Origin of the sequence: Halobacillus rhizosphaerae, from assembly GCF_046719735.1 — a bacterium.
GTDB classification, from domain to species: domain Bacteria; phylum Bacillota; class Bacilli; order Bacillales; family Halobacillaceae; genus Halobacillus_B; species Halobacillus_B rhizosphaerae.
The window spans coordinates 89,462-100,210 of record NZ_JAUTWQ010000018.1; the positions used below are offsets into that span (position 1 = coordinate 89,462).

General features: G+C 42.9%; 10 protein-coding genes. 3 read left to right on the forward strand and 7 right to left on the reverse strand.

Annotated elements, in window-relative coordinates; genetic code table 11:
* Positions 1-25 precede the first annotated feature (25 nt).
* The 6 genes from Q7A53_RS17110 to Q7A53_RS17135 form a co-directional block, all read right to left on the reverse strand.
* A complete protein-coding gene (locus Q7A53_RS17110) occupies positions 26-1,303 on the reverse strand; it encodes an ABC transporter substrate-binding protein (protein WP_411790406.1) in 1,278 nt (425 codons plus the stop codon).
* Between the two features lie 325 nt (positions 1,304-1,628).
* Complete coding sequence (dnaB, locus tag Q7A53_RS17115) at positions 1,629-2,891, reverse strand: replicative DNA helicase (protein ID WP_411790407.1); 1,263 nt, start codon at positions 2,889-2,891, stop codon at positions 1,629-1,631.
* Positions 2,888-3,220 (reverse strand): hypothetical protein, encoded by a 333-nt coding sequence (locus Q7A53_RS17120; RefSeq protein ID WP_411790408.1) that lies wholly within the window; start codon positions 3,218-3,220, stop codon positions 2,888-2,890. The genes dnaB and Q7A53_RS17120 overlap by 4 nt, the downstream gene beginning before the upstream one ends.
* Positions 3,217-3,930: a DnaD domain-containing protein gene (locus Q7A53_RS17125; protein WP_411790409.1), complete on the reverse strand. Its 714-nt coding sequence runs from the start codon at positions 3,928-3,930 to the stop codon at positions 3,217-3,219. Before Q7A53_RS17125 ends, Q7A53_RS17120 begins: the two co-directional genes overlap by 4 nt.
* 338 nt (positions 3,931-4,268) lie before the next feature.
* On the reverse strand, positions 4,269-4,901 hold the full coding sequence (locus tag Q7A53_RS17130) for a hypothetical protein (protein ID WP_411790410.1): 633 nt from the start codon (positions 4,899-4,901) through the stop codon (positions 4,269-4,271).
* Positions 4,891-5,802: a hypothetical protein gene (locus tag Q7A53_RS17135; RefSeq protein WP_411790411.1), complete on the reverse strand. Its 912-nt coding sequence runs from the start codon at positions 5,800-5,802 to the stop codon at positions 4,891-4,893. Before Q7A53_RS17135 ends, Q7A53_RS17130 begins: the two co-directional genes overlap by 11 nt.
* A gap of 670 nt (positions 5,803-6,472) precedes the next feature.
* Between Q7A53_RS17135 and Q7A53_RS17140 the strand changes: the two genes are divergently transcribed.
* Complete coding sequence (locus Q7A53_RS17140) at positions 6,473-7,897, forward strand: NAD(P)H-binding protein (protein ID WP_411790412.1); 1,425 nt, start codon at positions 6,473-6,475, stop codon at positions 7,895-7,897.
* A gap of 75 nt (positions 7,898-7,972) precedes the next feature.
* Here Q7A53_RS17140 and Q7A53_RS17145 read toward each other — a convergent pair whose 3' ends face one another.
* Positions 7,973-8,635: a class I SAM-dependent methyltransferase gene (locus Q7A53_RS17145; protein ID WP_411790413.1), complete on the reverse strand. Its 663-nt coding sequence runs from the start codon at positions 8,633-8,635 to the stop codon at positions 7,973-7,975.
* Between the two features lie 192 nt (positions 8,636-8,827).
* Between Q7A53_RS17145 and Q7A53_RS17150 the strand changes: the two genes are divergently transcribed.
* Both Q7A53_RS17150 and Q7A53_RS17155 read left to right on the forward strand, forming a co-directional pair.
* Positions 8,828-9,403, forward strand: a complete 576-nt coding sequence (locus Q7A53_RS17150; protein ID WP_411790414.1) for a TetR/AcrR family transcriptional regulator C-terminal domain-containing protein — start codon at positions 8,828-8,830, stop codon at positions 9,401-9,403.
* 258 nt (positions 9,404-9,661) lie between these two features.
* The gene (locus Q7A53_RS17155) at positions 9,662-10,660 is read left to right on the forward strand and encodes a tRNA dihydrouridine synthase (RefSeq protein ID WP_411790415.1); all 999 of its coding nucleotides are present in this window, start codon (positions 9,662-9,664) and stop codon (positions 10,658-10,660) included.
* Positions 10,661-10,749 lie beyond the last annotated feature (89 nt).

Genomic DNA, 10,749 nt, shown 5'->3' on the forward strand with positions numbered 1-10,749 from the left:
GGATCATCCAGCCCGTTTGCTGCTCCTAAGAACGTTTCAGTAAATCCTCAATCCGTTTCACGGCATCCTTCCATTCCTTCTCTGGATCGCCGCCTTGCTGCACATTCTGCATCGCTGTTAGAATTTCACTGTTTACAGTTGCATATTTCGGTCCTTTATATACTTGAGGGATGTCTTTTGCCGCTTCCGCAAAGTAAGCCGCGGTGTTTTCTCCGCCGAAGTATTCATCTTTATTGTTTTTAAAGTTATCCATTTCGTACACTTCAGGCGCAGAAGGGAACAATCCGCTGTCCTCGAACGATTTCATTTGATTTTCCGGAGAAACAACCCACTTGGCAAATTCAAACGCTTCCTTGCTGTGCTTCGTTTCTTTAGGAATGGCCAGGTACGAACCGCCCCAGTTACCGGCAAAATCCTTCGGTAAAGTCGTTACGCGCCATTTCCCTTTGGCATCCGGTGCATTCTCTGTCATATAGCCTTTCAGCCACGCCGCACCCATTTCCACCGCAAATCCATCTTTATTGAGCGCATTGGCCCATTCCGGCGACCACATTTCATATTCGCCGACATAGCCTTCTTTATTCATCTTCACCGCATAATCATAGGCTTCCTTCACACCGTTGTCCGGCTGATCAATCAATAGATTGCCTTCTTTATCAAAATAGCTGACCTTCAAGGCATCCATATGAGCCCGATACGCCATTTCCATGCTGTCGACCATCGGCTTCCCGGTTTTGTCCAGCACCTTGGCAGCCGCGTCAGCAAAAGCTTCCGGAGTCGAAATCATTTCACTGACTTTATCCGGATCCGTTGGCAATCCTGCTTTTTCAAAAATGCCTACGTTGTAATACATCGCTTTCGGTCCGATGTCGGTCGGAATGCCAAACAGGAAGTCGCCGTCTTTACTTTCGGCCGTATTCCATTTCCAATCTAAGTATTTGTCCTCAATATCCTTCGCTCCTAAGTCATACAGGTTATAGAATCGATCCTGCGCCTGACGGTAGCGGTCCAGCTGATCGATTTCCAGCATCGCAATATCCGGAGCCCCGGTTCCCGCAGACAGGGAGGTAAATAAGCTATTGTGATGATCCTCTAATTCCGATGTTTTCACTTTAATCTTCACGTTTGGATGATCTTTCTCGTATTCTTTCGCCAGATCCTCATAGTTCGTCGCTCCGAATGTCCAGAAATCTAACGTAACCTTCCCGTCACCAGACGCCGACTCCTCATTATCACTGCAGCCAAAAAGAAAACCACTCAAACAAAAAACGAATAATACCGCTAGTATACGCTTGATTTTCATGCAAGCCTCTCCCCTTCCACCCCTTCACGAAATGTAACGAAACCGGTTTCGTAAAAGGGTAAAAAAATAATGATTTTTATCGCTTGTTTAGATTATAACCACAAAATGTATCCGCTTTCAATAGATTTTTTAGAAAAATCACAAAATTATACAGAAACCGGTTTCGTTAATCGACATTCTTATCCTGTCCTCCCCTCTCCCACATGTATATGACGGAACGAACGGGCTTATGCTTTGGGACACGGGGACAGGTTCCTGTGTCCCAACGTTCTGAATTCATAGAAATCACTGGGACAAGGGTACCTGTCCCTATGTCCCAACAGTTTTACACGACTTCCCCCATAAACTTCCCATACTCCTTCTTAAACTGAAGCTTCACCTTCCCCACAGGACCATTCCGCTGCTTACCGATAATTAACTCGACCTTATCGTCGTTTTCATGCCATTTATAGTAATCTTCTCGATACAGAAAGGCGATGACATCGGCGTCCTGTTCAATGTTTCCCGATTCGCGCAAGTCGGACATGAGCGGCCGCTTATCCTGACGCTGCTCCACGGACCGCGATAATTGAGACAATAAAACGATGGGGATTTCCAGCTCCAGGGCTAATAATTTCAGCTCTCTCGTAATGATGCCGATTTCGAGATCCCGTCGTTCTGAGCGTGTAGTGGAGGACATCAGTTGAAGATAATCAATGATGACCAGGTGGCGGGCCGTTTTTTGTTTACGTACATACGACCTGACCTTTGCGCGGATATCTCCGACGGTGCGTGCTTGCGTATCAATGGCGAGAGACCAGTCGGAGATCGGCCCCATCACCTTCGTAACGTCTATGTAATCCTGATTGTTAAAATTCATGGAGCGCCACTTTTGCCCATCGACTGAAGCTTCTGAGGAAAGAATTCGCTGCAGCAGCGGCTTTTTCCCCATTTCCAAGCTGAAGATCTGGGTGCTTCCGCCTTGTTTGCAATGATGAGAAGCAAGATTGAGCGCAAAGGCGGTTTTTCCCATGGAGGGCCTGGCTGCGAGAATAATCAAGTCACCTTTCTGGTTTCCGCCTGTCATCTGATCCAGTTCCACATACCCCGTTGAAAACCCAGTCATCCCATCCTGAATGGGATTTTTCATGTCATTCGCAATCTCAAGGAGGATCTCCCGTGTCGATCCCTCTTCCTGGTCCATCCCTAACTCTCGATACGTTTCCATATTCGCCTGTAACTTATCATACGTTTCATCATCGAGAGCTTTCACGTATTTAACAGCTGCTTCTCTTATTCGGCGGTGGCGGTACGCATCAAGAACTAACCGTTGATGATGCCTAAAGGTCGCCGTCGTTGGAATGGATTCTGCAAGATCGGTCAGATAGGTGACATTTCCGACCTCTCTAATCTTGTCTTTTAACACCGTGGTCACTGTAACGATATTGACCGGTTCATCTGCTTGATGGATGGTTCTCATCGCCAGAAAAATCTTCAGGTGCCTTTGATCCGTGAAATGTTCCGGGGCAAGAATGACCTCACTCATCAGCGACCCTTCCAGTAATAGGGTTCCAATCACCGACTGTTCTGCTTGTAGATTTCTAATCATTGCGACGACACCTTCCTGATCAATTCATTCAGCTTCTCTTCAAACTGCCGTTTCGTTTCCTCGGGTACTTCTGCCGCTTCCTTTTCCCACTGCTTCATCTTTTCGCTCATCCCATTATCAGGAACCTCATAAACGGCAATGTCACATAAGGCAGGCGGATAGGGTGAATTCCTGACGTGCCCCTCTACCCGGCTCATGACTTTATCGTAATCCATCGTTTCCAGCTGGGAAATCATCAGGTTCACTTTCCTTTTGGTCATCGGGAATTTATGATCTCCATACATCTCTCTGATCGTTCTCAAAATTTCCAACGCTTGATCGTAGTTCATAGATTTCTCTCCTTTCTAATTTCCTCAAACATATCCTCTATTTCATCTTCTCCCGTTTCCTTTGGCCGCTGCTCCTGAGACAAGGCATCCACCTCTTCAAGCGATGTCGCTCCCGCGGACTGCCACCGTTTTAAGATCGCCTCACAATATTTGAAAAACCGTTTGTTCTGCTGCAAGGAATGCTTCATCGATTCAATCACCAATTCATCCGACAGGTCCTCACACCACTGCGCAATTCGCTCCGCTATAAAGGGACTCAGCATCCCCATGTTCTGTTCGTAAAAATCATGAGCGTTCGGAACAGCTGGGGTCGGATGATTTTCTTTTCTTTTTCTTTCTTTTCTTTTAAATAAAGCGCTCAGTCCTGGGTTCGTTCCTTCGCTCACTCCTGCGTCCACCCCTGCGGCCGCTTCTTCGGGCACAACCTGATTGATACAAGAAATCATTTCATACAAAGGGGCACGATTCCGGTTAACAAACGTGTGCTTGATGTAGCCCTTCTCCTTCAATTCTGTACGCGCGCGTTTAAACGAACTCTCAGTCAGACGAGCCTTGGTCATAAGCGTAGCTGATGGAACCGCAAATTCTTTCTTCCAGCCGACTTTGTTATTGAAGTGCATCAACGAAATCCACAGCATCGAGGCAGATAAAGACAGCTCCTCCAATTCCAGCTGATCTAGAAACGCGTTCAATTCTTTTAAGTAATTCATTTTTTTCCTCCTTCAATCAATTGAAGGCATAAAAAATAGACCTTCTTACCTCTACAATCGAGTGGAAGGTCTGGTTTGGTGTCTAAGAACTTTAAAGTTTTTAAAGAAAAATTCTTCAATCTCCATAAAGAATACGAAATAGATGGACAAAAATTTTGCTCTCTGGTTGCTATTTACCATTTAAAAATTTTGAAGAGAAGTAGCGATTGAACTATATTTAAGGAGTGTCATAAATTTCGGCCTATAACCTCATGGTTATCCTGTTTGATGTAATTGAAAGATAGTTGATTATGTTATTACTTTTAGTGTTGTTCTATATCCCATGTACATATGAGAATTTATAACAGATCTAGAAATAATTCTATTACTGGAAATTCACATTTTTCCCTCTTATAAAAATATTCTTCTTGTCCTAAAGGACCAAGTATATTAGGTTCCTTAACAGGGTCTTTGTCAGTCGTCAAAACTAACGTAACAGTAAAATCTTCTATTTCTACAAAGGTTTGATGAAATTTATCTTTATTTACTTCATAAAATTCACCTTTGTTGTACAACTGGCTAGATTTTAGTTTACACCTTATTACCGTGTCTAAAGGTTTTAGTAAAGACCCTTCATTATTATATTCCACTCTATATAACTGTCTTTTATCACCCAAGGAAGACGTCAGATCATATATATGGTTTGTAACTTTACCTAGTAAAATAAAGCTATTTATATTAAAAACATGATCATGTATAGGCATAGGTGGTTCCTGGGTCTTTCTGTTATTAGGTAACCATACATGCAACCTGATATCTCCTACTTCAGCTGCATGGCCCAATTTTGAGTGAAGAAAGCCCAAAGGGTGCCAATTAAAACTTATTTGATCCCCATTTTCAATCAAAAAATCTTTTAAGGTATTCTTAATGATTGATCGTTTGTCTTTTTTCAGCATCATTTTAGCTAAAGAGTTTATTAACTTAGTATCCATATGGATTCTCTCCCTTAATTACTATTTTGGCCATTTCTTCAAAGTCATCTATATCAAAGGGATCTGTTTCTATTCCTAAACTCTCAACAAATTTTTGTACTTCTTCCCCATTAACTTTCGAGAAGGGTATCCCATCTATTTTTGGGGTAAGAATGCGGCTTTGACTTAAACTTAACCTTAAGTCTTCCAAATATGACTTAAAAAAAAATGTACCTTTTTCACACATTAATGCTGGCTCACTGGGATCTTCTTTAGTTATTACTGCAAGCTCAGTAGATAAATCTATTCTAAAAAGAGAGTAATGCTCTATTAAACCAACTTCTACCTCTAATAATGGTTGTTCTTTTCTCCACGTGTAAGCTGCTACTATTGTTGAAAGGATCTCTTTTTTTAGTTTTTTATAATTCCACCGTTGGTTTAATCCGGATTTTACTTTATTTCTATAATCAACATATTTTTCACAAACTCTTCTATTTTCAGGGTTAATCATTATAATATGTATTTTTTTGGAGAAATTAGAGTGTCTAGCATCAATTGCTAATTTAGGAATTGTTTTAGATCTAGTAAACCTCCCTGTTCCACCCATAAACCAATATTCATCAGTTTCTCTAGCTCGTTCCAAGTAATCTTTAACTTGTTTGGGTTCTACAATTTCCATTTGGGATTTTTTCACTACTCTAGGGGTAAGCCAAAAAGCTAGTGATGCAATAACTACTGTACTTACACCTGTTGAAAAAAGAGCATCTATCATTGTGTTAATAATATTAAATATGTTTTCATCTAATAAATTGGAAAGAGCGGGCATTAACAATAGTCTTATAAGCAATAAAATAATAAATAAAATTAATGATATAAAAAAGAAAGTCCTTCTTGCATACTTTGATAGTAATATTTTCTCCATATTTTTCCTCCGAAACTATTTATTAGTGTAAAACCATTTTACCATTTAATAGAATTCAACCAAATAAATTTAATACTACTCTAAAATTATTTTATAAGCATAATTTAGATATAGACCATAATTATTTACCAATATGTAAGTGGTTTGCCTCTATCTCTTGTTGAAACTAATTGTAATTTTGAACCTCCCCATCAATCTATTGGTAAAGAAAAGATTTGAGAAAAATCTCTTTGAATTATTGTCTGGGGTACACCAAATACACTCTAAGTAAAATAAACAAGACGGACACCTCGTTTGTCGAGTTGACCGTCTTTATATTACTGCATTCCTTTTTTGTTGCATACTATAAAGGTTTCCATTCGCCCTCTTCATTTTGAAGCTGCTGACCTAGACGATGGGGTACTAGAACCTTTTGACTTTTTTCTCTTTTGTTTTCGGAAAACCCATTGTCTTTCCAGAATGCCTAGGAATGTACAACTTCAGCTCCGGAAAAGTGTGAATCAATAAGTGCTATATTACGTGTAGAATACGTTGGAACTTACCCATAAGGTCTGGACACTCTTTCATTATCTTACAGGTCGATGGTTTCAAGACCCACCCTATCCAAAAGTTACCTCCAGGGACATCGAGGGAAATGAAACCTTAACGAAATAAAAAGGAGAGGATCGTTTTGGCTAATAAAAGACCCGTCGTGGCCCTTACCGGAGCAAGTGGCTATATCGGAACGAACCTGATGAAGAAGCTGACTGATCACACGGATGTTATTGCATTATCGCGAAATGGAGAAAATAAAGAAGACACGGAACACGTCAACTGGCGCTCCTGTGATCTTTATTCAATGGCAGATGCGGAAAAAGGGCTGGAGGGTGCAGACATTGCGGTGTATCTTGTTCATTCCATGATGCCAGGCGCAAAATTAACGCAGGGGTCGTTTGAAGATATGGATGTGATCTTAGCGGATAATTTTGCCCAGGCAGCGAAGAAGCAAGGAATAAAGCAGATTATTTACTTGAGCGGCATTATCCCTGAGGATTCACCCTCTTTATCCAGACACTTACGAAGCAGACAGGAAGTTGATCAGATTCTCCGTGCTTACGGGGTGCCGGTGACTACGATTCGGGCGGGATTGATCGTCGGGCCCAAGGGATCTTCTTTTCCTATTCTTAAGAAGCTGGTGAAAAGACTTCCGGTCATGCTGCTGCCAAAATGGACGAAAACGGAAACGCATCCGGTGGCGCTGCCTGATGTTCTGAACGCGCTTGATAAAAGTGTGGAGGATGAAGAACTGAAAGGACGCTCGATTGATGTGGGAGGTCCGGAGGTGATGACGTACCGATCGATGATGCTGAAGACCGCTCACGTGATGGGGAGAAACCCTAAGCTGGTTGATCTTCCGTTTATGACCGTGAACCTTTCGCGTCTATGGGTGAGTTTTATTACCGGTGCTCCGAAAGAAACTGCCTATCCGCTGATCGAAAGCCTCACTCATCCGATGACGAGTCATCCTGAGAACGAGGTGCCCGGCATCAGCCGCGGTTCGATTACGTTTGAAGAAGCAGCAAAAGATGCCCTCGAGCAGGAAGCTGCCAGTAAAGCGAAGGTCAATAAGAAAAAGCCGAATCTCTCTATCCAGCAAGATGTCCGGTCTGTTCAACGTATTGTGATTCCAGATGGGAAAGATGCCAACTGGGCGGCACAGCACTACGTGGAATGGCTCGAGGATCGATTAAACCCATGGATTAAGACGACGGTGGATGAGAATAAGAACTGCCGCATAGGCTTTTCCGCACCCGCTGTTGAGCTGCTTCAAATGAATTACTCTCATGAGCGAAGCACCTCCACCCGGGCGCTGTACTACGTGACCGGAGGCAGGCTTACCGACAGCCGGAAAAACACACGAGGTAGGATGGAATTCCGGCAGATCCCGGGGACCAACGAAGCGATTGTAGCGATCCATGATTTTATGCCATCGCTTCCCTGGTTCTTTTATAAATACACACAGGCGAAGGTTCATTTGCTAGTGATGGCAATGTTCAGCCGGCATTTAAAGAGGATTGAGGAGCGTTCGGTAAACAGAGCCATTACTCTTGAATGATAAGGCGTTCCTTCCAATCAACAAAAGCATGGACTTCATGGTTAGCCATGGAGTCCATGCTTTTTGATTCTCCTATTATTTATTCAAGAAGACATATAAACTCATTCCATCTTTTCTTATTGTGTGGTTTTGAAAGGGAGTTTCTTTAATAAATACCTCAAAATTCTCTTTCGTGTAGGCCCCTTTTTTCAGGAACGTTTTAAAGGCAAAGGTTACAAAGTACTTGTCAAATCCCTTCATTCCCGTTCTTTTCACTTCCGTCTTTATATCTTCGCGTGTGGACTCGTGATTCATATCGATAATGAGAGCCGTTCCCCCTGGCTTCAGCACTCGATGCATTTCACACAGGGCCTTAACAGGATCTTTGAAGTTCTTGAAGGCCGCAGTGCAGACAATAAAGTCGTATATATTGTCTGCACAAGGAAGATTTGAAGCATTTCCTTCTTTAAAATCCACAGAAAACTGGGCTTCGCTCGCATTGTTCCTGGCAATTTTGACAAAATCAGGGCTGAGCTCAACTCCAGTTACATGATACCCTTTTTTAGCCAATTCGATCGCCAAATAACCGGGTCCAGGAGCAACTTCCAGAACTTCGGCATGATCACCCACGTGAGAGGCGACTTCATTCGCATAGCCTCGCATTTCAGCCATTCTGCTCTTACGAGAATTTTCATCGTACCATTTAGCTGTTAAGCCATAAATGCCTACGTCTTTCTTCTTTCGCACCGTTTTCATCATAATGAGCTTCACCTGCTTCATTTTTTGATTTAATCATCGATGGATCGCACCGCTATAAATAGGTTGGGACAAATTGAAAATGCATGGTCGATCGCCTATAATGAGTTATCTAACATTGTTAGTCCAGCTAACACCGTTAGTTTAACACCTAACACCGTTAGAGTCAATCTGTTTTTAGTGGGGAGTGATTTAATGGCGATTACAAAAGAAGCCATCGTACAAGCCTCTCTCGATATCTTGAATCGCGAAGGAATCAGTGCTTTATCGATGAGGGCCTTAGCCAAAGAGCTTGATATTAAAGCCGCATCTTTGTACTGGCATATCAAGGATAAGCGGGCATTATACGATTTGATTGCTGAACACATTAATCAGGAAATTGTCCTTCCTGACCCTATTGAAGATCCTAAAGAAGCCATCATCATCCTTGCTTTAGAATTCCGCAGAGTGCTCATGAACACCAGAGATGCGGTAGAAATATTCTCACAGTCTTTCCCGGGGACCCCTAGCCGGCTGGAGACCATTAAGTTTCTATTAGCGGAACTCACCAAGCTCGGGGTTTCTAAAGAAAATTGTCTAACCGCTGGCAATCTAGTGAATAACTACATCACCTCGTTTGTAGCGGATGAGCTTCGGGCCAGCCACATTTCTGCTGAAGAAGCTCAGCAATTCGGGCAGCTTTTTGGGGAGGAATATGAATTCAATATGGAATTTGAGAAGCAATTTCTGTATGGTCTGCGAGTGATCATGGCAGGGTTGATTTCGGAGTAAAATGAAAAGCCCACCAAAATACAGTTGAATTTTGGTGGGCAATGTTATGAAATACTTCTATTCTACGACCCATTCCCGCCTAAGTTGTATTAGGGAACTTTTGGAAAAACCAGCACAACTCGTGCCCTTGCACTTTTCTTTTGATACTATTAAAGTATATATGGGTTGAAAATCCGTCTAAAATGAATGTAACAGCAATCATTTCACTTTTTAGTTTTGGGAACGAGGTTTCCCATAAGGAAAGGGTTTAGATATACTATGAAAGATAATTTTTGGCACGAGCTGCCACGGCCGTTTTTTATTCTGGCGCCGATGGAAGCCGTGACCGATGTCGTTTTTCGTCATGTTGTGACTGAAGCAGCGCGACCTGACGTGTTTTTTACAGAGTTTACGAATACGGAAAGCTACTGCCACCCGAAAGGTAAAGACAGCGTACGCGGCCGTCTGACGTTCACAGAAGATGAACAGCCGATCGTTGCCCATATTTGGGGAGACAAACCTGAATACTTCCGGCAAATGAGTATCGGTATGGCAGAAATGGGCTACCGCGGCGTGGATATTAATATGGGATGTCCGGTTCAGAATGTGGCCGGCAGTGGAAAAGGCTCCGGGTTAATCCGCCGCCCTGATGTTTCCGCAGAAATTATTCAAGCAGCTAAAGCAGGAGGCCTTCCCGTAAGCGTGAAGACCCGTCTCGGCTATACGAAATTGGAGGAATGGCGTGATTGGATCAAGCACCTTCTGGAACAGGATATTGTGAACCTATCCATTCACCTCCGTACGAAAAAGGAAATGAGTAATTTCGATGCTCACTGGGAGCTAATCCCGGAAATTAAGCAGCTTCGTGACGAAATCGCTCCAGATACGCTTCTGACGATCAACGGCGATATTCCAGACCGTCAAAAGGGACTGGAGCTTGCGGAGAAATACGGAATCGACGGAGTAATGATCGGGCGAGGGATCTTCCATAATCCGTTCGCGTTCGAAACAGAGAAAAAAGAGCATACCAGCGAAGAACTACTCGATCTCCTGCGCCTGCAGCTCGATCTGCATGATAAGTATTCCGAAGAACTGGAACCGCGGATCTTCAAACCGTTGCGCCGCTTCTTTAAAATTTATGTTCGAGGGTTCCGTGGAGCGGGTGAGCTGCGGAATAAGCTGATGAGCACACACTCTACTGACGAAGTACGTGCTTTGCTTGATGAGTTTACGGAGAAGGATGGCGTGGAAGAACAGAAAGGTTTTTCTGTTACTTAAGTAATGCCAATTTCCTTGCACCGAAGAGTTTTACTGGAGAGAAGAGCCATTTGTGCTGAACTATAACCCGAATAATGGACACTTATAAA

Bases quoted from the DNA above. Each gene is read 5' to 3' on its own strand.
- Q7A53_RS17110 (WP_411790406.1), bottom strand. From the start codon at position 1,303: ATGAAAATCAAGCGTATACTAGCGGTATTATTCGTTTTTTGTTTGAGT.
- dnaB (WP_411790407.1), bottom strand. From the start codon at position 2,891: ATGATTAGAAATCTACAAGCAGAACAGTCGGTGATTGGAACCCTATTA.
- Q7A53_RS17120 (WP_411790408.1), bottom strand. From the start codon at position 3,220: ATGAACTACGATCAAGCGTTGGAAATTTTGAGAACGATCAGAGAGATG.
- Q7A53_RS17125 (WP_411790409.1), bottom strand. From the start codon at position 3,930: ATGAATTACTTAAAAGAATTGAACGCGTTTCTAGATCAGCTGGAATTG.
- Q7A53_RS17130 (WP_411790410.1), bottom strand. From the start codon at position 4,901: ATGGATACTAAGTTAATAAACTCTTTAGCTAAAATGATGCTGAAAAAA.
- Q7A53_RS17135 (WP_411790411.1), bottom strand. From the start codon at position 5,802: ATGGAGAAAATATTACTATCAAAGTATGCAAGAAGGACTTTCTTTTTT.
- Q7A53_RS17145 (WP_411790413.1), bottom strand. From the start codon at position 8,635: ATGATGAAAACGGTGCGAAAGAAGAAAGACGTAGGCATTTATGGCTTA.
- Q7A53_RS17150 (WP_411790414.1), top strand. From the start codon at position 8,828: ATGGCGATTACAAAAGAAGCCATCGTACAAGCCTCTCTCGATATCTTG.
- Q7A53_RS17155 (WP_411790415.1), top strand. From the start codon at position 9,662: ATGAAAGATAATTTTTGGCACGAGCTGCCACGGCCGTTTTTTATTCTG.